29 protein-coding genes and 2 pseudogenes are annotated in these 26,415 nt (G+C 70.3%); 18 read left to right on the top strand and 13 right to left on the bottom strand.

Going from position 1 to position 26,415, the window contains the following annotated elements; genetic code table 11:
* Positions 1-36 precede the first annotated feature (36 nt).
* Positions 37-1,263 carry a cytochrome P450 gene (locus AB0G47_RS36090; protein WP_360778752.1) on the top strand — a complete coding sequence of 409 codons (1,227 nt, stop codon included), beginning with the start codon at positions 37-39 and terminating at the stop codon, positions 1,261-1,263.
* Between the two features lie 39 nt (positions 1,264-1,302).
* Here the strand turns inward: AB0G47_RS36090 and AB0G47_RS36085 are convergent, their stop codons facing one another.
* Together AB0G47_RS36085 and AB0G47_RS36080 are read right to left on the bottom strand one after the other, a co-directional pair.
* The gene (locus AB0G47_RS36085) at positions 1,303-2,424 is read right to left on the bottom strand and encodes a cytochrome P450 (RefSeq protein ID WP_360778749.1); all 1,122 of its coding nucleotides are present in this window, start codon (positions 2,422-2,424) and stop codon (positions 1,303-1,305) included.
* Between the two features lie 64 nt (positions 2,425-2,488).
* Positions 2,489-3,024: pseudogene (locus AB0G47_RS36080) on the bottom strand (ATP/GTP-binding protein).
* A gap of 328 nt (positions 3,025-3,352) precedes the next feature.
* Here AB0G47_RS36080 and AB0G47_RS36075 point away from each other — a divergent pair.
* The 3 genes from AB0G47_RS36075 (at position 3,353) to AB0G47_RS36065 (ending at position 5,083) form a co-directional block, all read left to right on the top strand.
* Entirely contained in the window at positions 3,353-3,706 is a 354-nt protein-coding gene (locus tag AB0G47_RS36075) for a hypothetical protein (protein WP_266874246.1), read from the top strand.
* A gap of 77 nt (positions 3,707-3,783) precedes the next feature.
* Positions 3,784-4,524, top strand: a complete 741-nt coding sequence (locus AB0G47_RS36070; RefSeq protein WP_360778746.1) for a class I SAM-dependent methyltransferase — start codon at positions 3,784-3,786, stop codon at positions 4,522-4,524.
* A 34-nt stretch (positions 4,525-4,558) separates the two neighbouring features.
* Positions 4,559-5,083 (top strand): HAD domain-containing protein, encoded by a 525-nt coding sequence (locus AB0G47_RS36065; RefSeq protein WP_360778743.1) that lies wholly within the window; start codon positions 4,559-4,561, stop codon positions 5,081-5,083.
* A gap of 9 nt (positions 5,084-5,092) precedes the next feature.
* Here the strand turns inward: AB0G47_RS36065 and AB0G47_RS36060 are convergent, their stop codons facing one another.
* Positions 5,093-5,545 carry an Lrp/AsnC family transcriptional regulator gene (locus AB0G47_RS36060; protein WP_360778741.1) on the bottom strand — a complete coding sequence of 151 codons (453 nt, stop codon included), beginning with the start codon at positions 5,543-5,545 and terminating at the stop codon, positions 5,093-5,095.
* A 169-nt stretch (positions 5,546-5,714) separates the two neighbouring features.
* On the opposite strand from AB0G47_RS36060, the gene AB0G47_RS36055 reads away from it, so the two are divergent.
* From AB0G47_RS36055 to AB0G47_RS36045, 3 genes are all read left to right on the top strand, one after another.
* Positions 5,715-6,365 carry a LysE family translocator gene (locus AB0G47_RS36055; RefSeq protein ID WP_360778738.1) on the top strand — a complete coding sequence of 217 codons (651 nt, stop codon included), beginning with the start codon at positions 5,715-5,717 and terminating at the stop codon, positions 6,363-6,365.
* Between the two features lie 131 nt (positions 6,366-6,496).
* Complete coding sequence (locus tag AB0G47_RS36050) at positions 6,497-7,558, top strand: class I SAM-dependent methyltransferase (RefSeq protein WP_360778736.1); 1,062 nt, start codon at positions 6,497-6,499, stop codon at positions 7,556-7,558.
* A 108-nt stretch (positions 7,559-7,666) separates the two neighbouring features.
* Positions 7,667-8,278, top strand: coding sequence for a cysteine hydrolase (locus AB0G47_RS36045; RefSeq protein WP_360778733.1), 612 nt, complete (start codon positions 7,667-7,669; stop codon positions 8,276-8,278).
* Between the two features lie 4 nt (positions 8,279-8,282).
* Here the strand turns inward: AB0G47_RS36045 and AB0G47_RS36040 are convergent, their stop codons facing one another.
* The 4 genes from AB0G47_RS36040 to AB0G47_RS36025 all read right to left on the bottom strand — a co-directional run bounded on the left by AB0G47_RS36040 (position 8,283) and on the right by AB0G47_RS36025 (position 11,085).
* Positions 8,283-8,582: a hypothetical protein gene (locus tag AB0G47_RS36040; RefSeq protein ID WP_360778731.1), complete on the bottom strand. Its 300-nt coding sequence runs from the start codon at positions 8,580-8,582 to the stop codon at positions 8,283-8,285.
* A gap of 93 nt (positions 8,583-8,675) precedes the next feature.
* Positions 8,676-9,344, bottom strand: coding sequence for a DNA alkylation repair protein (locus AB0G47_RS36035; RefSeq protein ID WP_360778815.1), 669 nt, complete (start codon positions 9,342-9,344; stop codon positions 8,676-8,678).
* 130 nt (positions 9,345-9,474) lie between these two features.
* Positions 9,475-10,341, bottom strand: a complete 867-nt coding sequence (locus AB0G47_RS36030; protein ID WP_360778728.1) for an AraC family transcriptional regulator — start codon at positions 10,339-10,341, stop codon at positions 9,475-9,477.
* Between the two features lie 141 nt (positions 10,342-10,482).
* Positions 10,483-11,085 (bottom strand): ankyrin repeat domain-containing protein, encoded by a 603-nt coding sequence (locus AB0G47_RS36025; protein WP_360778813.1) that lies wholly within the window; start codon positions 11,083-11,085, stop codon positions 10,483-10,485.
* 500 nt (positions 11,086-11,585) lie between these two features.
* On the opposite strand from AB0G47_RS36025, the gene AB0G47_RS36020 reads away from it, so the two are divergent.
* The 4 genes from AB0G47_RS36020 (at position 11,586) to AB0G47_RS36005 (ending at position 15,784) form a co-directional block, all read left to right on the top strand.
* Positions 11,586-11,762 carry a hypothetical protein gene (locus AB0G47_RS36020; protein WP_360778726.1) on the top strand — a complete coding sequence of 59 codons (177 nt, stop codon included), beginning with the start codon at positions 11,586-11,588 and terminating at the stop codon, positions 11,760-11,762.
* Between the two features lie 71 nt (positions 11,763-11,833).
* On the top strand, positions 11,834-13,300 hold the full coding sequence (locus AB0G47_RS36015) for a hypothetical protein (protein ID WP_360778723.1): 1,467 nt from the start codon (positions 11,834-11,836) through the stop codon (positions 13,298-13,300).
* A 724-nt stretch (positions 13,301-14,024) separates the two neighbouring features.
* Positions 14,025-15,017: a GlxA family transcriptional regulator gene (locus tag AB0G47_RS36010; RefSeq protein WP_360778720.1), complete on the top strand. Its 993-nt coding sequence runs from the start codon at positions 14,025-14,027 to the stop codon at positions 15,015-15,017.
* A gap of 143 nt (positions 15,018-15,160) precedes the next feature.
* On the top strand, positions 15,161-15,784 hold the full coding sequence (locus AB0G47_RS36005; RefSeq protein ID WP_360778717.1) for a cysteine hydrolase family protein: 624 nt from the start codon (positions 15,161-15,163) through the stop codon (positions 15,782-15,784).
* 31 nt (positions 15,785-15,815) lie between these two features.
* Here the strand turns inward: AB0G47_RS36005 and AB0G47_RS36000 are convergent, their stop codons facing one another.
* The 4 genes from AB0G47_RS36000 to AB0G47_RS35985 form a co-directional block, all read right to left on the bottom strand.
* The gene (locus AB0G47_RS36000) at positions 15,816-16,631 is read right to left on the bottom strand and encodes an SAM-dependent methyltransferase (RefSeq protein WP_360778714.1); all 816 of its coding nucleotides are present in this window, start codon (positions 16,629-16,631) and stop codon (positions 15,816-15,818) included.
* Positions 16,632-16,713: 82 nt separating this feature from the next.
* On the bottom strand, positions 16,714-17,175 hold the full coding sequence (locus AB0G47_RS35995) for an SRPBCC family protein (RefSeq protein ID WP_360778711.1): 462 nt from the start codon (positions 17,173-17,175) through the stop codon (positions 16,714-16,716).
* Positions 17,176-17,177: 2 nt separating this feature from the next.
* On the bottom strand, positions 17,178-18,059 hold the full coding sequence (locus AB0G47_RS35990; RefSeq protein ID WP_360778708.1) for an RNA polymerase sigma-70 factor: 882 nt from the start codon (positions 18,057-18,059) through the stop codon (positions 17,178-17,180).
* Positions 18,060-18,211: 152 nt separating this feature from the next.
* Positions 18,212-18,934, bottom strand: a complete 723-nt coding sequence (locus AB0G47_RS35985) for a TetR/AcrR family transcriptional regulator (protein WP_360778705.1) — start codon at positions 18,932-18,934, stop codon at positions 18,212-18,214.
* Positions 18,935-19,050: 116 nt separating this feature from the next.
* Between AB0G47_RS35985 and AB0G47_RS35980 the strand changes: the two genes are divergently transcribed.
* Both AB0G47_RS35980 and AB0G47_RS35975 read left to right on the top strand, forming a co-directional pair.
* Positions 19,051-19,758, top strand: coding sequence for an NAD(P)H-binding protein (locus tag AB0G47_RS35980; RefSeq protein WP_360778703.1), 708 nt, complete (start codon positions 19,051-19,053; stop codon positions 19,756-19,758).
* Between the two features lie 68 nt (positions 19,759-19,826).
* Positions 19,827-20,444, top strand: a complete 618-nt coding sequence (locus tag AB0G47_RS35975; protein ID WP_360778700.1) for a dihydrofolate reductase family protein — start codon at positions 19,827-19,829, stop codon at positions 20,442-20,444.
* Positions 20,445-20,459: 15 nt separating this feature from the next.
* On the opposite strand, the gene AB0G47_RS35970 is transcribed toward AB0G47_RS35975, so the two are convergent.
* Entirely contained in the window at positions 20,460-21,566 is a 1,107-nt protein-coding gene (locus tag AB0G47_RS35970) for an ADP-ribosylation family protein (RefSeq protein WP_360778698.1), read from the bottom strand.
* Between AB0G47_RS35970 and AB0G47_RS35965 the strand changes: the two genes are divergently transcribed.
* Positions 21,565-22,434 carry a class I SAM-dependent methyltransferase gene (locus AB0G47_RS35965; RefSeq protein WP_360778811.1) on the top strand — a complete coding sequence of 290 codons (870 nt, stop codon included), beginning with the start codon at positions 21,565-21,567 and terminating at the stop codon, positions 22,432-22,434. The genes AB0G47_RS35970 and AB0G47_RS35965 overlap by 2 nt on opposite strands.
* Before the next feature lie 43 nt (positions 22,435-22,477).
* Positions 22,478-24,178 carry an Imm49 family immunity protein gene (locus tag AB0G47_RS35960; RefSeq protein WP_360778695.1) on the top strand — a complete coding sequence of 567 codons (1,701 nt, stop codon included), beginning with the start codon at positions 22,478-22,480 and terminating at the stop codon, positions 24,176-24,178.
* Between the two features lie 43 nt (positions 24,179-24,221).
* On the opposite strand, the gene AB0G47_RS35955 is transcribed toward AB0G47_RS35960, so the two are convergent.
* Positions 24,222-24,674 carry a hypothetical protein gene (locus AB0G47_RS35955; protein ID WP_360778692.1) on the bottom strand — a complete coding sequence of 151 codons (453 nt, stop codon included), beginning with the start codon at positions 24,672-24,674 and terminating at the stop codon, positions 24,222-24,224.
* Between the two features lie 184 nt (positions 24,675-24,858).
* Here AB0G47_RS35955 and AB0G47_RS35950 point away from each other — a divergent pair.
* The 3 genes and pseudogenes from AB0G47_RS35950 to AB0G47_RS35940 all read left to right on the top strand — a co-directional run.
* Positions 24,859-25,164 (top strand): annotated as a pseudogene (locus tag AB0G47_RS35950) (ABC transporter ATP-binding protein); the annotation flags it as partial.
* Positions 25,165-25,255: 91 nt separating this feature from the next.
* Positions 25,256-25,690 (top strand): VOC family protein, encoded by a 435-nt coding sequence (locus tag AB0G47_RS35945; RefSeq protein WP_360778689.1) that lies wholly within the window; start codon positions 25,256-25,258, stop codon positions 25,688-25,690.
* A 27-nt stretch (positions 25,691-25,717) separates the two neighbouring features.
* Positions 25,718-26,377 (top strand): 1,4-alpha-glucan branching protein, encoded by a 660-nt coding sequence (locus tag AB0G47_RS35940; protein ID WP_360778687.1) that lies wholly within the window; start codon positions 25,718-25,720, stop codon positions 26,375-26,377.
* Positions 26,378-26,415: the final 38 nt, after the last annotated feature.

The raw sequence follows: 26,415 nt of genomic DNA, 5'->3' as shown, positions 1-26,415 counted from the left end.
CCTGGTGCGCACCCCCTGTTATGACCAAGGAGCTTCATGTCCACCGCGCAGCAGCTCCCCGACATCCTCTCGCCGGAGTTCGCCGAGAACCCCTATCCGGCCTACCGGGCGATGCGGGAGAGCGCGCCGCTGCTGTGGCACGAGGCGACGCAGAGCTGGATCGTCTCGCGGTACGCCGATGTCGAGCGCGTGTTCAAGGACAAGAGCTCGCAGTTCACCACCGACAACTACGACTGGCAGATCGAGCCCGTGCACGGCAAGACGATCCTCCAGCTCAGCGGCCGGGAACACGCGGTGCGCCGCGCCCTGGTCGCACCCGCCTTCCGCGGCAGCGACCTCCAGGTGAAGTTCCTGCCCGTCATCGAGCGCAACTCCCGTGAACTCATCGACGCCTTCCGGCACACCGGCACGGTGGACCTGGTCGCGGACTACGCAACCCGCTTCCCCGTCAACGTGATCGCCGACATGCTCGGCCTGGACAAGGCCGACCACGCGCGCTTCCACGGCTGGTACACCACCGTCATCGCCTTCCTCGGCAACCTGGCGGGCGACCCGGACGTCGCGGCGGCCGGCGAACGGACCCGCGTCGAGTTCGCCGAGTACATGTTCCCGATCATCCGGGAGCGTCGCGACAACCTCGGCGACGACCTGCTGTCCACGCTGTGCGCCGCCGAGGTCGACGGCGTACGCATGAGTGACGAGGACATCAAGGCGTTCTGCAGCCTGCTGCTCGCCGCCGGCGGCGAGACCACCGACAAGGCGATCGCCAGCATCTTCGCCAACCTCCTGACGCACCCGGAGCAGTTGGCGGCCGTCCGCGAGGACCGCACGCTGATCGCCCGTGCCTTCGCCGAGACGCTGCGCCACACGCCGCCCGTCCACATGATCATGCGTCAGTCGGCCACCGAGGTGGAGCTCACCGGCGGCACGATCCCCGCCGGCGCCACCGTCACCTGCCTGATCGGCTCGGCCAACCGCGACGAGCAGCGCTACGCGGAGCCGGACCGCTTCGACATCTTCCGCGAGGACCTGACCACCACGACCGCGTTCTCCGCCGCCGCCGACCATCTCTCCTTCGCGCTCGGCCGGCACTTCTGCGTGGGCGCGCTGCTTGCCAAGGCCGAGGTCGAGACCGGCGTCGGCCAGCTCCTGGACGCGATGCCCGATGTGCGGCTCGCCGAGGGCTTCGACCCGGTCGAACAGGGGGTGTTCACCCGGGGGCCGCAGTCCCTGCCGGTGCGGTTCACCCCTGTCACCGCCTGACCCCACCGGGGCGCCGCCCACGCGGCGCCCAGCCACCTTTCAGTGCGCCACAGGCGTGAACTGCACCGGCAGCGACGTCTCCAGGAGCGTCTCGACCGCCGTACGGGCGATGACATCGGCGAGCAGCGGGGCGGGGTACGGGCAGCGGTGCTCGCCGTGGCTGAAGGACAGGTGCGCGGAGTTCTCCGGGCCCACATGCGACTCGGGCCAGATCTGCGGGTCGGTGTTGGCCGCGGCGAGGCCGAGCACCAGACAGTCGCCCGCCCGGATCTGCCGCGCGCCGAGCTGGGTGTCGCGCACCGCCCAGCGGCCGATGAAATTCTGCGTCGGGGTGTCGAGCCACAGCACCTTGTTGAGCGCCTCGCCCACGCTCAGCCGACCGCCGGACACGTTCAGCGCGAACCGCTCGTCGGTCAGCATCAGCCGCAGCGTGTTGCAGATCCAGTTGGCCGTCGGCTGCTGGGCCGTCGCGATGATCGAGATCAGGTCCTGGACGATCTCCTCGTCGGTCAGGCCCGCCGGGTGAAGCAGCATCCGCGATGTGACGTCCGCGCCCGGCTTCTCCCGCTTCTCCTTGACCAGTTGCTGGATCCGCTCGCCGACGCGCAGGTACGCCGCCACCGGGTCGTCGCCCTCCGCCGCGTCGAGCGAGATCCGCAGATCGTCCACCAACTGCTGGGTGTCCGTGCCCGTGTGCGGCATGCCGCACATCTGCACCGCGGCCCGCATCGGCAGCGCGTGCGCGTACGCACTCATCAGCTCGGCCTGCCCGCTGCCGGCGAGCTCACCGATCAGCCGGTCGGCGATCCGGCCGCTGTCCCGGGCGAGTTCGAACTGGTCGACCCCCTCAAGAGCCTCCGTGATCACCCCGGCGCGCCGCCGGTGCTCCTCGCCCTCGGTGAAAAGGACCGAAGGCTGATGGCCGACGAACGGAAGCAGCGGCCAGTCGGCGGGAATGTGCTCCCACTGGTTCCAGCGCCGCGAGTCGCGGGCGAACAGCTCGTCGTGGCCGGTCACATAGCTGACCTCGGAGTAGCCGAGCACCAGCCACGCGGGCACGTCCCCGTCCAGGAGCGCCGGCGCCACCGCGCCCTGCTCGCGGCGCAAGCTGCGGTAGAGCTGCGACGGCGTCTGCTGATACTCCAGACCGCCCAGGCGCACGGCGCCCGCATGGGCGGGACAGCCGGGGGCGGGCTCTGCTCGGCGGCGGGTCCGGTCGGCTCGGTCACGGTGTCATCTCCCGGGCCATGGCCAGTTCGTAGAGGTGGTCCACGAGGGCGATCAGTACGTCCTTGCCCGACGACCGCACCCGCGCGTCGCAGTGGATCAGCGGCACATGGCCGGGCAGCGCAAGAGCCTGCCGGATCTCCGCAAGGGAATGCGCGGAGGTGTCGTCGTCGAACCGGTTCACGGCACCACGAACGGCGTCTTGTGGTGTTCGAGGCGGTCGATCGCGTACCAGGACTCGTCCATGCGCCGCGTGTCGACCAGCACGACCGCACCGAGCGTGCCCGAGAAGAGCCGGTCCCAGAGGAACCAGAAGCGCTCCTGGCCGGGTGCGCCGAAGAGGTAAAGCACCACACGCTCGTTGAGGCTGATCCGCCCGAAGTCGAACGCCACCGTGGTCGTCGTCTTGGCGGCCACGTCGGCCGTCTCGTCGACACCGACACCGGCCTGTGTCATCACTTCTTCGGTGTTCAGCGGCCGGATCGGAGCCGCCCGCGAGCGAAGTTCGTCGCGATCTCGACCCTCGAACATCATGGCGTGACAGAGGAGTTCGACCTCGATGCCGTCGCCGGCCCGGGCTCCGAGGCCGCCCACCCGGACTCCCGGCACCTCGAAAGGGGCATCACTCGTCAAACGCGGCGTCGAGCAACCGTGCCACCGCTCCATTGTCGTCGGTCGCCTCCCGCCGGGCGGCATCGGCGAGACCGGACCCGGCGCCTGAGTACGGCTACTCGTCCCGCACCCGAGGTGTGGGCCGGTACGGAAACGACATGGCCCCCAGCCCGACGAACCCGGTATCTTCCCCTCTCCGACCAGCCGTATTTCGAACGGCAGCCGCCAACCCTCAGAGAGTGACCCCCTCATGACCAGCCGGCAAGCAACGACGACCCTGTGGCGCCCGACGGGCCCCAAGGAGCTGGACCTGGTCCGCGAGCTGAACTGGCGCGCCTGGCCGCCCCGCCTGCCCGAGCAGCCGATCTTCTACCCGGTGCTCAACGAGGACTACGCGATCAGCATCGCGCGGGACTGGAACGTGAAGCACGACGGAGCAGGCTTCGTCACCCGCTTCGAGGTCGACACGGACTTCGTCGGCCGCTACCCCGTCCAGCAGGCCGGCGGCCGCACGATCCTCGAGCTGTGGGTGCCGGCGGAAGAGCTCGACGACTTCAACGCCCATATCGTCGGCGAGATCCAGCTGGTCCACGAGTTCCACTGAAGTCCGACTGATGGCGGCCCGGCCGCCGGAGAAAATTGACGAGCCGTCGAGCGGCGGCCGCAGATACCTTCGGCGGCATGGTTGACGAAGCCTTCGGGAATCCGCGGCTCGCCGCGCTCTACGATCCGCTCGACCCCGACCGCGGCGATCTCGACGCCTACGTACGCATCGCGGGGGAGTTCGGTGCGCGTCGGGTGCTCGACATCGGCTGTGGAACAGGGGTGTTCGCGCTGCTGCTCGCCGATCGCGGGATCGAGGTCGTCGGCGTCGATCCCGCACGGGCGTCGCTCGATGTCGCACGGGCCAAGCCGGGCAGCGAGCGGGTGCGGTGGATCTGCGGTGACGCGACGTCGCTCCCGCCGCTGCGGGTCGACCTGGCGACCATGACGGCGAACGTCGCCCAGGCCATCGACGACCCGGAGACGTGGCAACGGACCCTGCGCGGTGCCCATGAAGCGCTGCGGCCGGGCGGACATCTGGTCTTCGAGACCCGGGATCCGGCCAGGCGCGCCTGGGAGGAGTGGAACCGCGATGCTTCTTACGAGGTCATGGAGGTCCCGGGGGTTGGCGCGGTCGAGAAGTGGGTTCAGGTCATCGAGGTCAGTGGCCCGCTGGTGACGTTCCGCGGGACCTGCGTACTCGTCGCGGACAGGGAGGTGCTGACATCGCATTTGACCCTGCGGTTCCGCGAACGGGCGGAGGTCGAGGCGGACTTGACGGCGCACGGGTTCGTGGTGGAGGAGGTTCGTGACGCGCCCGATCGGCCGGGGCGCGAGCTCGTCTTCCTGGCGCGACGCCCGGAGAACGGTGCGAGCTGACCGCCGCGTGCCCGAACATCGCTACGGTGCAGGCGTGATCGGTTCCACGCTGCCCCTTCTCTTCCTCGACGTCGACGGCCCGCTCATTCCCTTCGGGGCGACCCGGCAACAGCTTCCCGACGGATACCCGACGTACGACAGCCCCTTCGCACCTGCGATGGCCGACGCGAACCCGCTGATCACCAGGATCGATCCGGCCCACGGCCGCCGCCTGCGGGCGCTGCCCTGCGAACTCGTGTGGGCCACGACATGGATGTCCGACGCCAACGACTGCATCGCGCCCTGGCTCGGCCTGCCGGAACTCCCCGTGGTGAGCCCGCCGGATCCGCCCGGCGATGACGAGGCCGGTGGACTCCACTGGAAGACCCGCCCCCTGGTCGACCGGGCCGCGGACCGTCCCTTCGCCTGGGTGGACGACGAGATCACGTACGCCGACCGCGCGTGGGTGGCGGCGCACCACCCGCAGCCGGCCCTGCTGCATCGCGTCGATGCCCGGCGCGGCCTCACCGACGAGGACTTCGCTGTCCTCGACAAGTGGCTTCGCCTTCACGGGAGTTGAGGAAGTCCCTCACAGCGGCAGCGGGCGTTCCTGCACCACGTGCTTCATGACGAGCGTGGAGCTGAGCCGCATCACACCGGGAAGGGTGGCCAGCTTCTCGTCGTACAGCCGCTGGAAGGCGGGCAGGTCCGGGCTGACGATACGCAGCAGGAAGTCGGGGTCGCCGAAGAGCCGCTGGGCCTGCAGCACGTACGGGATGTCGGCGACGGCCGCCTCGAAGTCGGCGACGGTGTCCCGGTCCTCCTGGCGCATGGTGACGAAGACGAGCGCCTCGAACGTCAGACCCACCTGCTGAGTGTTGAGGATCGCGCGGTAGCCGCGGATGGCGCCGCTGCGCTCCAGTTCGCGCAGCCTGCGGTGGCAGGGCGAGAGGCTGAGCCGTACGCGGGCGGCCAGCTCGGTGACGGTCAGCCGGCCGTCCTCCTGGAGCTCGGCAAGAATCTTCCGGTCCACATCGTCCATGGGGGAGATTCTTCCACGACATACCGCTCTGGCGATCACACTTGGAAACATCTTTGGTCAAATCGGAACTAATCTTCTCTGTGTATCGAAGCGTCGCAGCGTCGCGGCGTCGCAATTCAAACGCGCTCACGCGCTCACGCGCTCACGCACTCATAGGAGAAGTGTTTCCGTGGCCATCAGCACCATCACCGCCTTCTGGGCGGTGTCCGTCCTCCTCATCCTGGTCCCGGGCGCGGACTGGGCGTACGCCATCACGGCAGGCCTGCGCGGAGGCTCGGTGGTGCCGGCCGTGAGCGGTCTGGTGCTCGGCTATGTGGCCCTGACCGCCGTGGTCGCGGGCGGTGTGGCGGCCGCGGTGGCGAGCAGCCCCGGCGTTCTCACGGCGCTGACGATGACGGGCGCCGCGTACCTGATCTGGCTGGGCGCCTCGGCCCTGGCCCGGCCCGGAACGCCCGGTGAGGCGACGGACGCCTCGGGGGTCTCGGAGGTCTCGCAGGGTGCCACCGGTGGCGCATCCCGGGCTGCCGGGATCCTCAAGGGGGCGGCCATCAGCGGCCTGAATCCCAAGGCCCTGCTGCTCTTCCTCGCGATACTCCCGCAGTTCACCACCCCGACCGCAGGCTGGCCGCTGGCCGCCCAGCTCGGCGCGCTCGGCATGGTGCACACACTCAGCTGTGCGGTCGTCTACCTCGGCGTGGGCGTCCTGGCCCGCACCGTCCTGAGCACCCGCCCGGCCGCCGCCCGTGCCGTCACCCGCGCCTCGGGCGCCGCCATGATCCTGATCGGCGCGTTCTTGATGGCCGAACGCCTGGCCGCGTAGCTCCTGGTGGGCGTGGCCGGAAGGCGTCTGACCCCCGGCCGACGGGCCACCTCGGCCCCCATCGCCGCCACAGCGAAGGGGCGTAACGTAATAAATGGGGCGCAAAGGCCATGCCGTTCTGAGGAGGGACCATGACACTGGACCCCGCGCGGCAGGAAGAATTCGCCGGCCTGATGGTCGACGTGCTCAACAAGGGGGTGCTCGCCCTCCTTGTCAGCACCGGCCACCAGGCCGGCCTCTTCGACACGATGAGTACGCTGCCGCCCTCCACCAGTGACGACATAGCCAAGGCGGCGCAGCTCGACGAACGTTACGTACGCGAGTGGCTCGGCGGCATGGTCCTCGGCGGTGTCGTCGAGTACGAGCCGGACGGCGAGACATACCTGCTGCCGCCGGAGCACGCCGCGTCGCTCACCACGGCCGCGGGCCCCGACAACCTCGCCGGGATGACGCCCTACATCGGGCTGATGGGCGAGGTCGAACAGCAGGTCCTCAAGGCCTTCCGGCAGGGCGGCGGCGTCCCGTACTCGGCCTACCCCCGCTTCCAGGAACTCCAGGCACAGGAGACGGCCCGCGTGTACGACGCGGCCCTCGTCGACACGATCATCCCGCTCGTCCCCGGCCTCACCGAACAGCTGAGCAACGGCATCGACGCCCTGGACGTGGGCACCGGCCAGGGGCACGCCCCGCTCGTCCTGGCCAAGGCGTTCCCGCGCAGCCTCTTCCACGGGCTCGACCAGTCCGAGGAAGGCATCGCGGCCGCCCGCGACGAGGCCGAACGCCTCGCCCTGGACAACGTCCACTACACGGTCGGCGACGCGACACAGATCACGGGACGCTACGACCTGGTGACCGCCTTCGACGTCATCCACGACCTGGCCCGGCCACAGGAGACCCTGAACGCCGTCGCCGCCGCACTGCGCGACAGCGGCACGTTCCTGATGTGCGACATCGCCGCGTCCAGCAAGCTCGAGGAGAACCTCGACCACCCCTTCGGGCCCGCCCTCTTCGGCTTCTCGGTCTTCTACTGCATGACCACGTCGCTGAGCACCGGCGGGGCGGGCCTTGGCACCATGTGGGGCGAGCAGACCGCACGCCGGATGCTCGCGGAGGCCGGCTTCACCGACGTACAGATCCGGTCGATCGAGGGCGACCCGCTGAACGCCTACTACGTGGCGCGGACCGTCGCCTGACGCCACAAAGCCCCTGTCCGACCCGAATCGCCCCTCTCCGTGATGCAATTCCTGGTGAGCGGAGTCCCGTTGGAGGGAACCCCGGTGAAGGAAGAAGGGACGGCTGGCATGCCGAACAGCGCTCTCCTGGTGATGGACATCCAACGGGACATCGTCGCCATCGCCGACGACGGCTCCGGGTATCTCACCCGCCTGCGCCGGGCGATCGACGGTGCCCGCGCCGCGGACATACCCGTGATCTACGTGGTCATCGCGTTACGCCCGGGCAATCCCGACGTCAGTCCACACAATCGCGCGGTGACCTCGGCCGTGCGGGCCGGTCTGTTCACCGAGGGCGACCACGGCACCGGGATCCACGACGACGTCGCGCCGCAACAGGGCGACATCGTGGTCACCAAGCGGCGGGGCAGCGCGTTCTCGGGCAGCGACCTCGACCTGGTGCTCAGGACGCGCGGCATCGACAGTCTCGTCCTCACCGGCATCGCCACCAGCGCCGTGGTCCTGTACACCCTGTGCCAGGCCAACGACATGGACTTCGGCCTCACGGTCCTGCACGACGCCTGCCTCGACACCGACCCCGAGGCACACGATTTCCTCACCGAGAAACTGTTCCCGCTGTGGGCGGACGTCCTCACCGTGGACGACTGGGTGAAGGCCGTAGAGGCGCCGCCGGCTCCGCACCCGTCCCGCCGGGCCGCCCCTGCCCGACCCGCTGAGTGAGGCGTCAGTCCTGGCGGACGATGTTCCTGCCGGGGCCGCCGGAGAGGGTGTCCCGGCCGGGCCCGCCGTACAGCTCGTCGTCGCCGCTGTTCCCGTAGATCGTGTCGTTGTCGTTGCCGCCCTGGGCGATGCTGCCGTCGGTGGCGTGGAGCGTGTCGTCGCCGTCGCCGAGGGCGAGCTTCAGCGTGGCGTACGGGTCCTGGCTCTCCAGGGTGGCGACCGTGCAGGAGACCTTGGTGTCGTCCGCGTCGTCGGGGTGGGAGCAGCCGTCGCCCGCGCTGACCGGGACCTCGTCGTCGATCACGTAGGCGATCTCTTCGGAGCCGCCGGACTTCGACGGCCCTTAAGGCGCACTTCAGCGGAAATTCATGATGGCGGGGAAGCCGTATTGGATTCTTCAGGCCACCGTCTTGTCGTTCTGGCGGCGCACCATCTCGCCGATCCAGGTGGGTGCGTACGGAGACGTGCAGCCCGGGGAAGTCGGGTAGTCCTTGAGCACCTGCAGGCGCTCACCGATGTCGATGGCACGGGCGCGGTGCTCGGCGTGCTCGATCCCGATCTGGGCCAGGCAGTGGTTCATCGCCCACTGCAGGCGATCCGGGGCGTCCTTCATCTCCGCTTCGATGACGTCGAGCAGCCCGGCCGGGTCGAGGCCCTCGGGCTTCTTCGCCACGCGTTCGGTGGTCAGCGCCCAGCCGGCGCTCGCGACCACGGGATCCGGATCGGCGGACCAGGCCTGGCGCAGCTCTTCGGCGTGCGGGTTCTTCTTCACCACGTAGTTCACGAGCCAGTCGTGCACCTTGGGAGTGCGCGCCTCGCGCATCATGGCGTCCAGCGCGTCACCGTCGAACGCCTTCGGGCGGCAGATCAGCAGCGCGAGCAGCCGCGCCGCGGTGTCGTCCGTCTCCCAGAGCCGGCACGCGAGTTCCTGCTGCGTCTTCAGCCGCTTCGCGAGCGCGCGCAGCTTGCCGAGGTTCACACCGTGATCGTCACCGTGCTTCTCGTTCACCGCGCGGGCCTTCGGGTCCTCGAGCTCGGCCAGCTCGGCCATCACCTCGGCCACCATCGCTTCGGACACCTCAGCCTCCTGTTCGTTGCGTGCGAGATTCAGCCTATGAGGGAAGCCGGAGTCCGGGCACATCCCGTACGGATGCGGCGGTGCCCCAAGGCCGGGGCACCGCCGCATCACCATCAGGTCAGACCGCCGTGCGCTCCACGGGGATCCACAGCTCGGCGTCCGCCTGCGCCGCGTCCTGCGACAGGCGGGTCCGCAGGATCTCGGGGCCCGGCCGGCTCTCGTACGGGTTGGACGGGAACCACTGCGTGAACACGTCCCGCCACAGGTACTGGAGCGACTCCGGGAACGGGCCCGAGTTCTCGAAGACCGCCCAGGTCCCCGCCGGGACGGTGAGCGCGTCCAGGTCCTCCGGCCCGGCGGTCGCCGTCACCACCGCGTGGTAGTAGTCGAGTTCGGTTCCCTCCGCCCGGCTCGGGTCGAGGTTGTCACTGACCCCCACGATCCCCTCCGGCTGCTGGTCGGACAGCGCGCTGATGCGCTGCATCGTCTCCGCGTCGATGCCCCGGATGAAGTCGGCGATCGCCGGATTCATCCCCACGTGGACCAGAGGGACCCGGACCTTCTTGCCGACCACCTGGAACTCGTCCTTCTCCACGATCCGGTATCGCATGCTGCTGCTCCCTTCGACAATGAGGCGGAAGGACATCCGAGGCTGAGCGTGCAGAGCGGCACCGTCCCGCCGGGCCTCGCCCGGCCCCACACCGTGTACGGCGCGGAACGCACGCGCGAACGCTTCCCCCGAGCCGTAGCCGTGGCGCACGGCGATGTCCAGCAGCGTCCGCTCCCCGGCGAGCACCTCGGCGCCCGCGATGGTCAGCCGCCTGCGCCGGATGTACTCCGACAGCGAGACCCCCGCCAGCGCGGAGAACATGCGGCGGAAGTGGTACTCCGACGTCATCGCGATCCGCGCCAGCTCGGTCACCTCGATCCGCTGATCGAGATGCGACTCGATGTGATCCAGGGCCTCGTTCAGCCGCTCAAGCACTTCGGGCTCCTTCCCTTTACGTCCCTCACGTTAGGAAGGCCGCACCCTGCCGGACCCGACATCCTGTGCCCGGTCCGATCGGGTGGGACAGGGCGCTGACGGTCCCCCTGAGCAGCAGATATACAGCACGCATCGCACGGCTCACCCGCGCAGGAGCCGGGCGATCCCGTCGTATCCCTTCTGCTCGGCGTGGTCGAGCGCGGTCGCGCCGTCCTTGTCCTCGATGGACGCGTCGGCTCCGGCGTCCAGGAGGAGCCTCACCGTCTCCTGATGGTCGCGCCCGCCGTCGCCGAGGATGACGGCCTCCAGGAGCGCGGTCCAGCCGAGGTTGTTGGCGTGGTCGACGTCCACATCGATGTCCGGGTTGGTGGTGACCTCCCGGATGTAGGCGACGTGGCCGTGCTCGCCTGCCGGGATGAGGGAGGTGCCGCCGTACCGGTTGAGGATCGTGTAGTCGGGGTCGGCCGCCGCCAGCGTGCGCGCCATGGCCGCGCTGCCGGTCACGCCCGTCACCAGCCACGGGGTGTCGTGCTGCTGGTCCAGGGCATCCGGGTCGGCCCCTGCCTCGACGAGCAGCCGGGCGGCCTCGACGTGATCGCCGGTGGCGGCCAGGAGGAGCGGCGTACGGCGGCTGCTGTCGCGGGTCTCCAGATCGGCACCCCGCTTGATGGCGCCGCGCACCGCGTCGGCGTCACCGGATCGCGCGGCGTCGAGCAGGGCCCGGCCGGCGGCCGTCCCCTTCAGCTTCGTGCTGGGGGATGGCGAGTCGGACCGGGTGGCCGACGGCTTGCGCTCGGCGGCGGCGTCGCTGTCGGACGAGGAACTTCCGCAGGTGGTCGCGAGCAGGCCCAGGCCGAGGAGGGGGACGAGCAGGAGAGGCGCGTGACGTGTGGAGGCCATGGTTTTTCTCTTTCGGTGGGGGCGGTTGAAGTTGCCGCCTTCCTCGGCTGGTGGATCGGCGTCGGCGGCGACCGCCATGCGCGGACGGGGGCGTGCGCTGAGCCCGCGCTGTACATGCTCGGGCGGTCCGGGGGCCTGAGCTGTCGCTGAACCGGATGGAGCTGCGGGGGCGTTGAGTCGACTCCTGTGTCGGCCGTTCGGTTGATGCGGGGGAGTGCATGTCTGTGGTGGCGATGTCGGGGAGTCGGCGGGTCGGGTTGCCCGACGGCCGCGGCGGGGGACAGCGGCGTCGAGGATGCGGCGGTGCTGATCCTGGAGTGGCTCGAGGAGCAGGGCGTGGGGGCATGATCCGAGTCGATGTCGATGCGGAGCGCCTGCGGGACGGCCGGTCGGCATGGACGTTCGTCGCCGGTGGTGGACCGTTGCCCGCCGGGCTGCGGGCCGACGGCGCCTCGGTTGCCGAGTGCATGGACAGGGCGCTGCTTCGGCTGCGTGAGGCCGGGTCGGCTGTTCCCTTCTGAGGTTGCGCGGGGCGGCCGTTGTGCGTGGGCGATGCCTGGCAGCCGCCAGGGCCTCGCTAGGGTCCGGTCGTATGACCGATCGCGTACTGGAGCTCTTGCGCAGCCGCCCCGACCTGGCCGAACTGGCCGCGTTTCCCTTCAACTTCGACGTGAGCAGGGCGTACCACGTCGAGGACGTGCACCTGGCGTCAGGTGCGTCGCTGGAGGCGATCGCCGGCGACGACACCGGCGGTACGTACTTCCTGTGCGCGGATCAGGCGGTGCTCCACGCGTCCTCCGAGGGCGACGCCGTACTGATTGCCGAGAGTGTCGGGGAGGCGCTCGAGATGCTCGTGCGGTTGCCCGAGTGGTGCGAAGGGCTCACCGCCGAGCTGGACGAGGAGGGGCTGCGGGCCCAGGTGCGTGCGGGGGACGACGAAGCCCGGGAGGAGTTCGCCCCCGAACTGGACGCGCAGCGGGCCGCGTTGGTCAGTGGCCTCGGACTGCCGGACCGGCCGCTCGTCGAGCTCTTCGCCCTGACGGAGTCGGCCGCCGCGCGCACCGAACCGGACCATGTGCTGCTCAACTCCCGTGACCTGTGCGCGTACCGGCTGCACGAGTCCTACCGGCAGTGCCTGCGCGACGTAGTCCTCGGCCCGGGGCGGGAGATCCTGGAGCGGATGCGCTCCGGCGACCTCGGCGCGCGGGAGGAGGCGGCGGCGGATCCGGTGCTCCGGGCGGGGGCGCTGCGGGCGGCGCAGTTCGACCGCCGGGACGGTGACCTGCCGTTTCTGCGTTTCCTGCTGGAGCGCGAGGATGCCGAGCGTACCGAGTCGTTCGAGGAGCGGCGTCTTACCGCGGTGTTGGTGGCGTCGTACGGGCAGGACCAGGATGTTCCGCTGCTGCGGTCGGCCTCTTGGGGGCAGGTCAACGACAGCGTCGGTGCCGTGGAGTGGGCCCGCGCCGAGGAGGCGAAGCGCCACGGGCGGGATGCGGCGGCGGAGAACGAGTTCACCTGGATCGAGCTGGCCCACCGGCAGGGGCTCACCGAGCACGCCCGGGTCGCGCTCATCCGCCTCCTGGACGACACGGGCCCGCACGCGGAACGGCTCCGGGAACTGAGCCGCGCGCTGGAGCGCATAGGCGACCACGCACAGGCGGCCCGCGCCCAGTTCAACCTCCTCTCGCTCCAGGACACCGCATGGGACCGGGCCTCGGAGGCGTACATCCTGGCCCGCCTGGAGCGCGGCAAGGGCGACCTCGCGGCAGCGGGGCGAGCCCTGGAGCGGGCCCGTGCGGCGGTCGGCGTCGACGGCACGGCTCCGGACAGCTCGGTGGCGGAGTGGCACCGCCGAGGGCTCGGCCGGCTGATCACGGAACAGCACCTGGAGCTGACGCTGGCGGCGGTCGCGGCGGGCGACGCGGACCTCGCACGGGCGACGATGACCCACGGCAAGCTCCTGCTCAACACGATCGCCAAGCAGTCGGCGAAGGCGCTGAGCGGCCTCTCGACACGGGCGAAGTGGGCGGTGGCGGGGCTGCACGGGCCCGTGGCCTGACGCGGAGGGATCTCCAGCGGGGAGGGGCGGTGGCGGCTTCCGGGCATGCGCCCTCGGGTGGGCTGACGCCTCCGGGTCTGGTCCCGCATCACCTCCGGCGTGGTCTCGGGGCGGGGTTGTCGGTCCGCCGGGGTCGGTCTGTGGCGGTGAGAGGGTGCGTCTGCTCCGGTGTGCAGGCTTGGGTGGGCTGATGCTTCCGGGGGTGGCTGCGATTGCCTGCGGTGTGGTGTCGGGGTGGGTTTGTCGGTCCGCGGGGGTGGGTGTGTGGCGGTGAGGGGGTGCGTCCGTTTCGGTGTGCAGGCTTGGGTGGGCTGATGCTTCCGGGTGTGGCTGCGATTGCCTGCGGTGTGGTGTCGGGGTGGGTTTGTCGGTCCGCGGGGGTCGGTGTGTGGCGGTGAGGGGGTGCGTCCGTTTCGGTGTGCAGGCTTGGGTGGGCTGATGCTTCCGGGCCTGGCCGCGATCGCCTCCGGCACGACCTCGGGCCTGGGTTGTCGGTCCGCCGACATCCGTCCGCAGCGCGACCCCAGGGCGCGGCCGCATGCAGGCAAGCGCGGGCCGACTCCTCCGGCCAAGTCCCGGCCACCCCGGTGCGAGCTCAGCTCAGGCTCGCCTCACGCCCCCGGCACCGGCCCACGTCAGCCCCATCCTGAACCGCCCACCGCATGTCCGGATGTGACAGGGAATCGTCATTGCGGCCATCGGTGGTGGCGGTGAGGATGAGGTCATGCCCACTCCGCACCGTGTCGTCATCGCGGTCTTCCCCGATGTCGATCTCCTCGACGTCACCGGCCCCGCCGAGGTCTTCGCGCTGGCCAACCGGGAGACCGCGGGCCGCGCCGGTTACCAGGTCCGCCTCGCCGGGCCCGTCGGCGGTGAGGTGCGGACTTCCGCGGGTGTGCGCCTCGTTGCCGACCTCGGCTTCGGCGAGGTCGGCGGCCAGGTGGACACCCTGCTGGTGCCCGGCGCGGTCGACATGACCGAGGAGGGCCCGGTCGCCCGCATCGACGCCGACGTCGTGGACTGGGTCAAGGAGACCGCCCCGCACGCCCGGCGCGTCGCGTCGGTGTGCGTGGGCGCGCACGTCCTGGCCGCGGCCGGACTCCTCGACGGGAAGACGGCGACCACCCACTGGTCGACCGCCGCCCAGCTGGCCGCCGACCATCCTGCCGTCAGGGTCGACCCGGACCCCATCTTCGTACGCACGGACCGGGGCCGGCTGTGGACCGGGGCCGGGATCAGTGCCTGCCTGGACCTCGCGCTGGCCCTGGTGGCCGAGGATCTCGGCGAGGACGCCGCGCTCGCGGTGGCCCGGCAGCTGGTGATGTACCTCAAACGGCAGGGCGGCCAGAGCCAGTTCTCCGTCCCGCTCAGCCGCCCCGCCGCCTCCCGGCGTGACATCGACGAACTGCGTCTGTGGATCGCCGATCACCTCGACGCGGATCTGTCCGCGGAGGCCCTGGCGGCCCGGATGTGCCTGAGCGAACGGCACTTCGCCCGCGTCTTCAAACAGGAGACGGGCACCAGTACGGCCGGCTATGTCGAGGCCGCCCGCGTGGAGGCGGCCCGCCGCCTGCTCGAGACCACCGACTGCCCGCTCGACCAGGTCGCCACCGCCGCCGGGCTCGGCTCGGCGGAAACCCTCCACCGGGCGTTCAAGCGGCAGCTCGCGACCACCCCGGGGGCCTACCGCCGCCGCTTCCGCACCCAGACCATCTGACCCTCTTCACCCAGCCACAACCAGCCACACCAGCCACGCCCATCCGCACCCATCCACATCCATCCATCTCTTCGCCGGCAGGCGAGCGCCCCCCTGTGGCTTCGCCATGCCCTTTTCCCCTTGGAAAGGTTCAAAGGTTCCCCATGAGCACGAATCAGCCTTCGACGCCCCTGCGTGACGTGATCGGCCTGGACAACCAGCCGCCCCGGCTGAGCGAATCCGTCCTGATCCTGATCGACTTCCAGAACACCTACCGCAGCGGCGTCATGGCCCTGGACGGCGCCGAGCAGGCCGTCGCGGCGGGCGCCCGCCTGCTGGAGCGCGCACGCGCCGCGGGCACCCCGGTCGTCCACGTCATCAACGACGGCGGCGAGGGCACCCCGTACGACATCCGCGCCCACATCGGGGCGATCAGCGACGAGGTCGCCCCCGTGGACGGCGAAGCCGTCGTGGTCAAGCAGTTCCCCAACTCCTTCCACCTCACGGAACTGGAGAAGACACTGACCGACCTCGGCGCCGCGCCGGGCAGCGGCAAGGACCTGATCCTCGGCGGCTTCATGACGCACATGTGCGTCAACTACACGGCCCAGGGCGCCTTCAACCTCGGATACCGGCCCACCGTCGTCGCCGAGACCACCGCCACGCGCGCCCTCGCCACACCCGACGGCGGCGTCCTGCCCGCCGCCGGTCTCCAGTCCGCCGCGCTGACCGCGATCACCGACCTGTTCGGCACGGTCGTCCCCGACGTCGAGGCCCTCCCGGCCTGAAGAGACTGAAGGGCCTGAAGGGACTGAAGGGTCACGGCTTGCGGGCGAGACCGCCGTGCTCGCCAATGGGCTCCAGCGCAGGAGCGGTGCCGTCCGGCCGCCAGAGCGGGACCGAGACGACCCCGGGGTCCAGGAGCTCCAAGCCGTCGAAGAACGCAGTGATCTCGTCGACGGGACGCAGGAAGTACGGGACGGCGCCGGTTTCGTTGTAGGCATCCTGGGCCTGCTCGTAATCGGCGTCCGTGCCCCGTGAACCGTCGTTGATGGAGAGGAAACTGCCGGACGGCAGCCCCTCCATCAGGCGGGCGACGATGGATCGCGCCTGGTCGTAATCGGCGACGTGGCCAAGGATGTTGCTGAGGATCAGGCCCGTGGGACGCGTGAGATCCAGCGTCTGAGCGGCCGCCGCCAGGATGCGGTCGGGGTCGGACAGATCGGCGTCGACGTAGGCGGTCGCCCCCTCCGGGGTGGAGGTGAGCAGGGCGCGGGCATGCGCGAGCACCATCGGGTCGTGGTCGACGTAGACGATCCGGGTCTCGGGAGCGAGCCGCTGGGCGACCTCATGGGTGTTGTCCCCGGTCGGCAGTCCCGTGCCGATGTCGAGGAACTGCCGGATGCCCGCGTCGTCGACCAGGTACGTGATGTTCCGGCGCAGGAAGGCGCGGCTGCTGCGGGCGACGGTGACGATGCCGGGGAAGACGGCGCTGTACGCGTCGCCTGCCGCCTCGTCGACGGCGTAGTTGTCCTTGCCGCCCAGCCAGTAGTTCCAGATCCGCGCCGAGTGCGGCACAGAGGTGTCGATCTGCTGCTGTGCCGCAGACCCGGGCGTCGTCGCAGGGTCGGTCATGGGTTCCGTCCGTCTTTCCACCGAGGCGTGAAGTGTTCCACCGCACAACCTACGTCCCAACGATCAGTGTGCGTACGCCAGTTCATGCAGCCGGCCTCGAAGCGGTGGCGAGCGCCGTGGCGGCGGCGTCGAGGATGGCGCCGAACGTGCGGGTGATGATCGGCCTCGCGAGGCGCCGCGTGAGCAGCGGGCCGAGCAACGGGACGCCGATCTCGGCACGGGTGGTCCAGCGCACCAGGGTGCCGCCGTCGACCTCCGCGAACGTCATACGGCCGATCTCGTGCCGGGCCGGCGGCAGGCTGCGCTCGACGACGTACTCGGTGGCGTACGGCGGTTCGTAGCGGGTGATGCGTTCCCGGAACCAGCCGATCAGCCAGAGGTGACTGCGCACCGCGCCGACGCCGTAGGGCGCGCTCTCGCCGCGCCGCGTCAGGCGGCAGCGCACCACCAGGGGCGAACGCGTGTAGTTGGTGGTCGTGGTGAGCCAGGCGAACACCTCCTCGACTGGGGCGGCGATGACGCGTTCGACGGTCATGGTTTCCATGGTCAGAGACCTCCTCTGTCGAGTGGGCGCACCGCGTCGGCGCGGCGCAGCTTGTCCGGGTTGCGCATGCCGTAGAGGCCGGTGATCCGTCCGTCGTGGATCTCGAACGCGACCAGCCAGTCGAGTGCGTCGCCGGTGAGGAACCGGGCCGCGGGCATGCCGTTGTAGGTGGCGGGCTCGACACGGGTCGTCGAGCCGGTGGTACGGATCACGCCGAGGACGAACCGGGCGACCTCGTCGCGCCCGGTGATCGGGCGGCGGGCGGCGACCACCTTCCCCCCGCCGTCGGAGATCTGCACGACATCGGGCGCCAGCAGATCCATCAGATCCTGGATCCGGCCGGTCGACGCCGCTTGCAGGAAGCGCTGGACGATCTGGCGGGTGGCGTCGGAGTCGGGCTCGAAGCGGCGGCGCCGCGCGTGGACGTGCCGGCGTGCACGGTGGGCGATCTGACGGACAGTCACCTCGGTCTTGCCGATCGACGCGGCGATCTCGCCGTGGGTGTAGCCGAACACGTCGTGCAGCACGAACACCGCGCGCTCGGTCGGATTGAGCGTCTCCAGGACGAGCAGCATGGCCATCGAAACCGACTCGGCCAGGATCGCGTCCTCGCTCACCTCGGGTACGGTGCGGATCGGCTCGGGCAGCCATGGGCCGACGTACTCCTCGCGCCGCGCCCTGACCGCGCGCAGATGGTTGAGGCCCTGCCGGGTCACCAGGCGGACCAGGTAGGCGCGGGGATGCTCGACCGTCGCCGGATCGACCGCGCTCCACCGCAGGTAGCTCTCCTGCAGCACGTCCTCGGCGTCGGCGGCGCTGCCCAGCATCTCGTACGCGATGGTGAACAGCAGCGGACGGTGCTCGGTGAAGGCGTCCTCAGCCATGGCCCGCCCCCACGGCAAGCACTCGTCGGTACCTCGACATCACACCCGGCTCCTCTCGTCGGACTTGTCGGACGCCCATCGAGACACTCCGGAGCGGCGAACCGTGACAGTCCGCCGCGGTGATTCACTTCACATCCGGTCGGGGTGGCCGATCAGCGCTGCTGCGGGAGGCCCAACATACGTACCAGCTGGGCGAGTTCCTCCCGGAAGAGCTTGTCCGGGCTTGCGGTCTGGGTGCGCAGGTGGCCGTAGACCTCCAGTGACACCAAACCGTGCAGATGCCCCCAGATGCGGAGCGCGAGGGCGACGGCAGCCGGTGGCAGCTCCGGGAAGGCCGGGCGTACCTTGTCGAGCAGCCCCGCGTCGAAGTCCGACCAGGCGAACTCGCTGCCCTGGTAGAGGCGTTCGGCGTCCGGCCAGGCGGCCGCCGCCAGTGCGGTGAGCCCGGTGCAGACGCGGCGTGCGGCGTCCGGGGCGGCGCCGCCTTCGGGGGAGTGGTAGCCGGGAACGGGATCGCCGTAGATGAGCCGGAAGCCCTGCGGATTGGCCAGGGCCCAGTTCCGGAAGGTGCGGGACCATGCCTGGATCCGCGCGGCCGGGCTCTGGTTGGAGGTGGCATCCCAGGAGCTGTCCACGGCGTCCGCGAGGGCCGTGTACACGTCGTTGATGAGCGTGGTGATCAGGTCGTCCCGGGTGGCGAAGTACCCGTAGATGGCGTTCGCGGTCATGCCCATCTCGCGGGCGATGGCCCGCAAAGTGATGGCGTCGGGACCACTCGATGCCATCAACGCCAAGGCCACGTCCTTGATTTCGGCGGTCGTCTCGGCCCGTAGCCGCTCGCGCCTGCCTCTGCCCCTGCTGCCTGTATCTGCCACGCGGACAATCTACAGCGTCAATTTTATGCGTGCCGTGCGAAAACTTCACGGCGTATAGTTTTCGCACGGCGTCACCATCAGGTTGCGTCGTACATCGGCATGCACAGGGGAGAGCCATGCACATCGGAGTCATCGGAGCCACGGGGACCATCGGCAGCAGGGTCGTCACCGAAGCACTGGGCCGGGGGCACCACGTCAAGGCGTTCAGCCGCGACGCCTCGTCGGCCGCGGGCAAGGAGCGGCGGGAGAACATCACTTGGTCGAGCGTCGACGTCCTGGACCCCGCGGCCGTCGCCGCCGCCCTGCCCGGTCTCGACGTCCTGATCAGCGCGTTCCAGCCCGGCAACGCCGCCCACGACATCGCGGACACCGTGCAGCGCTCGATCGCCGATCCCACCGTCTACGCGGCCGCTGCGCGCGCCCTGCTGAAGGCGCTGGAGCGGCATCCCCGGACCCGGCTGATCGTGATCGGCGGCGCGGGCAGCCTGGAGGTGGAACCAGGAGTGGTGCGAGCCGACTCCGACGACCTGCTGCACGCGACCCTGGACCAGGTCGGCCTGCCCCGCGCCTACGCGGCGGCCGTGCGCGGCCATCGGGACGCCCTGAACGTCCTGCGCACGTCGAACCGCCTGTGGACCTACTTCAGCCCCGCCGAGGACATCGCCCCCGGCGAACGCACGGGCCGTTTCCGCACCGGCGGTGACCAGCCCGTTGTGGACGCCGCCGGCCGCAGCCGCATCTCGGCCGAGGACGCCGCCGTCGCCCTGATAGACGAGGCGGAACTGCCCCGCTTCGTGCAGCGCCGCTTCACCATCGGGTACTGAAGTCGCAGGGTCGCTGTCGCTTCATTTGTGAGCGATGAGTTCGGGCGGCGGGGCGAGTCTGCCTTGGTATGACGCGCATTATCGCTGACATCTCGGTCTCCCTCGACGGCTTCGTCACCGGTCCCGACCCCGGCCCGGAAAGCGGACTGGGCACGGGCGGCGAGGCCCTGCACACCTGGGCGTTCTCCGACGACCCCGACGACCGCCGGATCCTGCATGAGGCGACCGCCCGCTCGGGCGCCGTCATCCTCGGCCGCCACCTCTTCGACGTGGTCGACGGGCCGCACGGCTGGGACGACAAGGTCGGCTATGGGGCGGCCGAGGTGGGCAAGCCCGCGTTCGTCGTCGTGACGAGCTCGCCGCCGGAGTCGGTGCGGCTGACCGGCCTCGACTGGACGTTCGTCACCACCGGTCTGCCCGACGCCGTCACCGTCGCTCGCCGGCACGCCGAGGCGGCGTCGGCGGCAGGCGGCAAGGACCTCGACGTCGTCCTCATGGGCGGCGGCGCCACGGTCCGTTCGGCGCTCGAAGCGGGGCTGGTCGACGTGCTGACGCTGCACCTCTCGCCCGTCGTGCTGGGTGCGGGGACACCACTGTTCACCGGCGGGGCTCCGCGCACGCTGGTGCAGCGGAGCGTGACCGCCACATCGACCGCGACGCACCTGACCTACGACGTCCTCCCATGACGGCGCCGGCAGAAGTCAGGCCTTCTTCGTCTCAAGGACGTTCACCTTCGCCAAGGAACGGTGCCGGTGATGTGCCTCGGCGATCCCCGCCAGCGCGGGACGACCCAGGGCGCGATAGGCCAGCACGAGCAGTTCGTGGGCGAGCGCCTCGCGGGCCGGGTCGCCGCCCGACGCCCAGTGCAGGTCGCGGCCGAGGAGGAGCGCCTCCGTCGGATCGCCCGCCGAGCAACGGCTGCGGGCCTCCTCCAGGTTCGCCTGCAGCTCCTCGGCGTCGTCGAAGAGGGCGTACATGTACGTCGCGAACTTGTACTCGTCGGCGCCGTTGTGGGCAGGGCGGTCAAGCACGGATTCCCCCGCGGCGAGTGCGCCCGCGCCGTCCAGCGTCGTGACCCGGTCGGGGTCCTCGGGCTGGATCGTCCAGTCGTACGCCTGGGAATAGGCGAGGCCGACCTCGGGCCGGTCGCCGGTCTCGAAGCCGGTCAGGGCATCGCGCAGCCGAGCGAGGCGGGAGCGCCGTGCGGTCACCTCCTCGTCCTGTACGTCGTCGTCGAGGTCGCGCCAGACGAGTTCGAGGATCGCGCGCACCGCCTCCAGTGGCGTGGCCGCATGCGTGTTGATGCCGCCGCCGTCGTTGTTGTAGTACGACGCCACCCCGCTGCAGGTGCGGCCGTCGTCGAACCACAGGCCGTGGTGCAGGCCGTCGGAGCCGCCGTGCAGGAAGGTCAGGAACTCGGGCGGGTCGCGGTAGTAGCGGCCGTGCACGCGTACGTCGATGCCGTCGCGCGGCCGCAGACCGGGATCGGCGAACAGGTCCATGATGCCGACGGGGCTCACGTCCAGCTCCCCGAGCGCCTGCTGCTCCACGGGGCCGAGCGAGCCGAGGAACGCCCAGAACCGGAAGACCGACTCAGGCAGTTCGAACCCCCACTCGCGCAGGAAGCGCTCTTCGACGGCGGCCCGGACCGCCGCACTCTCCGTCTGCTCCGTCATCCCAAGCCCCCAGGTTCCGAGGCGCATCCGCGCCCACTGCCGCACAAGAGCCTCGAGGCTATCGCGGCGTGAAATCATCGTCCGTCCGGCAGGGACGGACGACTTGATGACGGCGAAGGCGGTGCTGGGCATGACGGCAGGTTGGGAGTGGGACGAAACCCTGTTCTCGGGCACTGCCGCCTACTACCGACGCGGTCGGCTTCCCTACGCCCCCGGCCTTGCGGACGAACTCGCCCAGGTTCTGCACCTGGACGGACGCGGACGCCTCATCGACGTGGGCTGCGGGCCCGGAACCATCGCCCTGACGCTGGCGCACCTGTTCGCCGAGGTCGTCGGCGTCGACCCGGACCGCGGAATGATCGCCGAGGCAGGGCGCGCGGCCACCGAGCGCGGAGTGGCCGGGAAGACGCGGTGGGTGCGGGCCCGCGCCGAGGAACTGCCCGCGGGGCTCGGTACGTTCACCGTCGCGACCTTCGCCCAGTCCTTCCACTGGATGGACCGCGACCTGGTGGCGACGACGATCAGGGACATGCTCCGGCCCGGCGGAGTCCTCGTACACATCTCGGACGAGAAGTCGGAGCCCCGGACCACCGAGGGCCTGCCGTATCCGGCGGTGCCCTACGCGGCGGTGGACGAGCTGGTCAGACGCTACTTGGGAGCGGTCCGCAGGGCCGGCCGGGGCGTGCTGCCCCAGGGAACCCCCGGCGGTGAGGCGTTGGTGTTCGCCCGCGCGGGATTCACCGGCCCCCGGCGTCACGTCGTGCCCGGAGGCCAGGAGTTGGTGCGCACGGTCGACGACGCGGTCGCCGGGGTGTTCTCGATGTCGTTCTCGGCGCCGCACCTCTTCGGCGAGGACCGCGACGCCTTCGAGGCGGACCTGCGCCACCTGCTCCTGGACAGCTCCCCGTCCGGCCGCTTCTCCGAGCGCCAACCGGGCACCGAGGTCTTCGTGTGGGCGAAAGGTCCCGCCCAGCCGAAGCCGCGATGTGGTGCGGCATGACCCGGCGTCAGCCGTCGTTCTGCCGACTCGTAGGGTCAGAGGGGTGAATCACGACGACGCCATCGCCGCGCCAGCAACCCCCGATCCCGACTTGCCGATGCTGACCGTCGCGCAGGCCGAACGCCTGCGGGCACTTGCCGCCCCGTACTGCGAGGACGGTGGCGGCTACTCCCTGCACAACCTGGCGCAGCAGTGCCGCCATGCACCGGAGGACCGCTGGCCGGCCCTGGTGGACGAGCACTTCGCCGCTTTGCGGGAGGGGAGCCGGGGTGGCGAGAGCGCCGCGGAGTTGCTGCGCGGTGTGCACGCGCGGCTGCTGCCCGCGGATTCGATCGGCCCTGAGCTCGCCGGTGCCATGCGTTACGCACGCGTGGTGGCCGAAGGGCTCGTCTTCGCCTACGCCCTCGACATGCCGACCAGCGTCCGGATCCTGACCGACGCCGACGTGGAGCGTGCCGGTCTGGAGGAACTGGGCCAGGCGGCGTACGCGAACCTGATGCGCGTGCCCGTCGAGCACGACGAAGTGTCCGTCGAGGGAGGGGCGTTGCTGCACTCCCTGTACGGCGAATCCCCGTTCATCGCGAGCAAGGCGCTGTTCCTGTCCGAAGCCGCCCGGCAGATCACCGGCGAGGCACTGCCCGACGCCGGTGCCCTCGTCGTCATGCCGAACCGCAATCTCCTCGCGTACCACCCGATCGCCGACGGTTCCGTCGTCGATGCCGTCAACGGCCTTGCCGCGTACGCACTCGGGGCTCACGAGGACGGTCCTGGCGCCCTGTCCCCGCGGGTCTACTGGTGGCACAAGGGCGCCCTGACGTCGCTCACGGTCATCGACCCCGACACCCGCACCTTCTCGCTGCGGCCGCCGCCGGAACTGCTCCGCCTGATGAAGGGCCTGGTCCGCCTCGACGCCGCCGGACGGCTCGCCACGAGCACCACCGCCAAGGCCCCCGACACGGCCGAACTCACCCCCACCACAGCCGAGTCGATAACCCGGCTCGCCCAGCAGCCTGCCGGACTGACCGACGCCTTCACCTCGGCGCTCACCCTCGCCCACAGCCATTGCGCCGCCGACCCCCGAGTGGCGCACATCGACACGTGGGACGCCTGGGCCACCGCCGTACAGCTCGGCTCGGCGCTGTTCACCGGCGCGCAGGCGCAGAAATGCCGCCTCGGCGAGGACATCGAACCGCAGCTGCCCGCCCTCCCCGCCGAGCCGCCCGCGGACGCCCGCGCCTGGCTCGACGCCTTCTACCTCGCTCTCGCGTGCCGCAGGCAGGACCGGGCCGACCGGCTGTGCCAGGTGCCGCTGGAGGCGCTGCGGCAGGACGACTCGGTCGACGCCTACGTCCTGCACTGGATCGACACGCTGCAGACCTACTGGTCCCAGCGCCCCATGGACGACGTCGTACAGAAACTCCTGGCGACCATGGAAACGTCCATGCCCGAGACCGTGACCCACGCGCCGATGGACTTCGTGAACCAGATCGACTACCAGCCCGTCGCTCTCTTCCACCGCCTCATCGCACGCGACCACGACGCCTTCACCAAGAGCCTCGCCGAAGCGGTCGCCCACCACGGCGCGTACTGGGGCGACTCGGCGGCGCCCCGCGCCCAAGTCGCGCTCGGCCCGCTCGCGATGGCGAGCCTGGCCTACGACTACGGATTCCCCGTCCCGCTGCAGCAGCCGCACCTGCCCACGTACCTCCTCAACCGGGAGCGCATCGAGGAGTTCCCCGGCTGAAGGCCAGGAACCAGCACGGTGGTCCGCGCCGGTTCCTCCGTACCTACACCGGCTCTTCGTAGAGGCGCAGGCCGACCGGCACACGACCGCGCAGCGGCGCAAGGCGGTCGGCCAGAGCCGCGGCCCATTGATCGAGATCCTCGTCAGTGTCGTGGAAGAACCAGGAGTCGAAGCTGCCGAGCTGGACGAGAGCTGGATCCGGACGCTGACGACTGAAGCGCAGGAAGCCCAGCCAGGCATCCTGGGCGGTCAGTTCAGCGATCGGCGACGGCCCGGCCGCCAATTCGCCGCGCAGCAGGCCGAGGGCAGTGGTCAATGACCGCCTACGACCATTGAGCTTGGGATCAATCATCCAGGCGCCCCCGCCCGGGGCGAAGAGCCCCGTCTCGTAGGCGAAAACGACGGCCTGGACGCGGCCGCGCAGGTCCGGGATCCCGGATCCGGTGTCGGCCGTCGGGGGGTTGATGCTGACCGGCCCGTCGCCGGGGTAGCGCATCGCGGGGCGGCCTTCGCCTCCGGGCGCAGCGCGTCGATGAGCTGCTGCTGCTGGCTGCGCCGGTCTTCCGTCTCCATCCGGACATTGTGCTGCGCTCACCACCCCGTCCGCGGCGGCTTCTAGGTTCGCGGGGCCGACAACGGCATGTGCCTCTCGCGACCGACCTCAAGGACGGACGACTCATATGCGTCAAGTGATCGAACTGGAGGGTGTGGCGAAGCGCTACGACAGCGTCGGCGCGCCCGCGCTCGGACCGCTCACGCTCAGCGTCGCCCCCGGCCTGGACAAGCCGACCGACGGCGCCGTGAACGTGGCCGGGCGACGGATCGACCAGCTGAGCGAGCACGCCCTCGCCACGTTCCGTCGCGAACACATCGGCATGGCCCTCCAGTTCTTCAATCTCCTCGACGACCTCACCGTCGCCCGGGCGTTGGTCAACTGGCCCGCGCTGCTGCTCGCCGACGAGCCCACCGGCGCGCTGGACTCCGCCTGCTGGGCCTTGGAGGGATCACGCTCGCGATGCCGGGCCTGTGTAGCCGGGCCCGTGTAGGTGACGAAAGACCCGCCTCTACGATGGACCGATGTCGTCGATCAAGCAGTTCCAAATCACCTTTGACTGCGCGGAACCTGAGCGCGTCGCCCGTTTCTGGTGCGAGGTGCTGGGGTACGTCGTGCCGCCGCCCCCAGAGGGGTTTGCCACTTGGGACGATTTCGATCGAGCGCTGCCGCCTGAGCGTCAGGGTTCGGCGTTCGCATGCATCGATCCCTCAGGTGTCGGCCCGCGACTGTTCTTCCAGCGCGTTCCCGAAGGCAAGGTCGTCAAGAACCGGGTGCACATCGACGTGCGGGTCGGCACCGGGCTCGTGGGTGAAGAGCGCGTGGCCGCGCTTGAGGCCGAATGCGCACGGCTGATCGCACTCGGCGCCTCACGCGTGCAACTACTGCTCGCCGATGGTTTCGACGAGTCGTGCCTCGCGATGCAGGACATCGAGGGCAACGAGTTCTGTCTCGACTAGAGCCTTCAACGGAAGGGAACCTTCGGCATGGCCGTCATCCACCACACCGACCTCAAGCCGACCAAGTTGGAACTGCTCACCTCCTGGCTGCCTTCCCGTCCGTGGTACCGCGGTGGCGCGGCCGAACCGAAGTTGGCCAAGGCCGGCGGCTTCCGGCTGGACGACCCGCAAGGCGAGGTGGGGATCGAGTTCATCGTGGTCACCGATGCCTCCGGCCCTCACCCGACCGCCTACCTGGTGCCGCTCACCTATCGCGGTGCCCCGCTCGACGGGGCGGAGCACGCCCTCGTCGGGACCATGGAGCACGGGGTGCTGGGGCGGCGATGGGCCTATGACGGCTGCCACGACCCCGTGCTGGTCGCCCAGTTGGCGGCCCTGATCGAGGGGCGGGCGCAGGCCCAGGACCAGAACATCACCGGCGTCCCCGACCGGGAGGTCATCGCCTCCTACGCCGGTGAAGGCTCCATCTCCACAGACTTCACCGCCACCGACGATCAAGAAGGCACCCGGCTGACTACGGCGCATGGCATGACCCTGCGCTTGCACCGGGTCCTGCAGCCCACCTCGGACGGCCCGATTCTTCTTCCGCAGGGAGCGATCGGCCACTTCACCGCCTCCTGGCAGCCCCCCGGTGACACCCGTGCCCGGGCGGTGTTCGCCGTCTTGCACACCGGCACCCGGGCGTAGCCCCTACCTGCGTTTGTTCCTTGCACCTCGGGGGGTGG

The sequence above is a fragment of the Streptomyces sp. NPDC021622 genome, from assembly GCF_040640795.1.
Taxonomy (GTDB): domain Bacteria; phylum Actinomycetota; class Actinomycetes; order Streptomycetales; family Streptomycetaceae; genus Streptomyces.
The sequence above is the reverse complement of the archived record's forward strand: the minus strand, read 5'-3'. Positions and strand labels throughout refer to the sequence as shown.

What these genes read in the sequence shown, in the direction of transcription:
- AB0G47_RS35980 (WP_360778703.1), top strand. Translation starts at nt 19,051, where the DNA reads ATGCACATCGGAGTCATCGGAGCCACGGGGACCATCGGCAGCAGGGTC.
- AB0G47_RS36075 (WP_266874246.1), top strand. Translation starts at nt 3,353, where the DNA reads ATGACCAGCCGGCAAGCAACGACGACCCTGTGGCGCCCGACGGGCCCC.
- AB0G47_RS36015 (WP_360778723.1), top strand. Translation starts at nt 11,834, where the DNA reads ATGACCGATCGCGTACTGGAGCTCTTGCGCAGCCGCCCCGACCTGGCC.
- AB0G47_RS35970 (WP_360778698.1), bottom strand. Translation starts at nt 21,566, where the DNA reads ATGCCCAGCACCGCCTTCGCCGTCATCAAGTCGTCCGTCCCTGCCGGA.
- AB0G47_RS35975 (WP_360778700.1), top strand. Translation starts at nt 19,827, where the DNA reads ATGACGCGCATTATCGCTGACATCTCGGTCTCCCTCGACGGCTTCGTC.
- AB0G47_RS36070 (WP_360778746.1), top strand. Translation starts at nt 3,784, where the DNA reads ATGGTTGACGAAGCCTTCGGGAATCCGCGGCTCGCCGCGCTCTACGAT.
- AB0G47_RS36060 (WP_360778741.1), bottom strand. Translation starts at nt 5,545, where the DNA reads ATGGACGATGTGGACCGGAAGATTCTTGCCGAGCTCCAGGAGGACGGC.
- AB0G47_RS36005 (WP_360778717.1), top strand. Translation starts at nt 15,161, where the DNA reads ATGAGCACGAATCAGCCTTCGACGCCCCTGCGTGACGTGATCGGCCTG.
- AB0G47_RS36045 (WP_360778733.1), top strand. Translation starts at nt 7,667, where the DNA reads ATGCCGAACAGCGCTCTCCTGGTGATGGACATCCAACGGGACATCGTC.
- AB0G47_RS36090 (WP_360778752.1), top strand. Translation starts at nt 37, where the DNA reads ATGTCCACCGCGCAGCAGCTCCCCGACATCCTCTCGCCGGAGTTCGCC.
- AB0G47_RS35955 (WP_360778692.1), bottom strand. Translation starts at nt 24,674, where the DNA reads ATGCGCTACCCCGGCGACGGGCCGGTCAGCATCAACCCCCCGACGGCC.
- AB0G47_RS35945 (WP_360778689.1), top strand. Translation starts at nt 25,256, where the DNA reads ATGTCGTCGATCAAGCAGTTCCAAATCACCTTTGACTGCGCGGAACCT.
- AB0G47_RS36035 (WP_360778815.1), bottom strand. Translation starts at nt 9,344, where the DNA reads ATGGTGGCCGAGGTGATGGCCGAGCTGGCCGAGCTCGAGGACCCGAAG.
- AB0G47_RS35995 (WP_360778711.1), bottom strand. Translation starts at nt 17,175, where the DNA reads ATGGAAACCATGACCGTCGAACGCGTCATCGCCGCCCCAGTCGAGGAG.
- AB0G47_RS36020 (WP_360778726.1), top strand. Translation starts at nt 11,586, where the DNA reads ATGATCCGAGTCGATGTCGATGCGGAGCGCCTGCGGGACGGCCGGTCG.
- AB0G47_RS36000 (WP_360778714.1), bottom strand. Translation starts at nt 16,631, where the DNA reads ATGACCGACCCTGCGACGACGCCCGGGTCTGCGGCACAGCAGCAGATC.
- AB0G47_RS36010 (WP_360778720.1), top strand. Translation starts at nt 14,025, where the DNA reads ATGCCCACTCCGCACCGTGTCGTCATCGCGGTCTTCCCCGATGTCGAT.
- AB0G47_RS35965 (WP_360778811.1), top strand. Translation starts at nt 21,565, where the DNA reads ATGACGGCAGGTTGGGAGTGGGACGAAACCCTGTTCTCGGGCACTGCC.
- AB0G47_RS36050 (WP_360778736.1), top strand. Translation starts at nt 6,497, where the DNA reads ATGACACTGGACCCCGCGCGGCAGGAAGAATTCGCCGGCCTGATGGTC.
- AB0G47_RS35990 (WP_360778708.1), bottom strand. Translation starts at nt 18,059, where the DNA reads ATGGCTGAGGACGCCTTCACCGAGCACCGTCCGCTGCTGTTCACCATC.
- AB0G47_RS35940 (WP_360778687.1), top strand. Translation starts at nt 25,718, where the DNA reads ATGGCCGTCATCCACCACACCGACCTCAAGCCGACCAAGTTGGAACTG.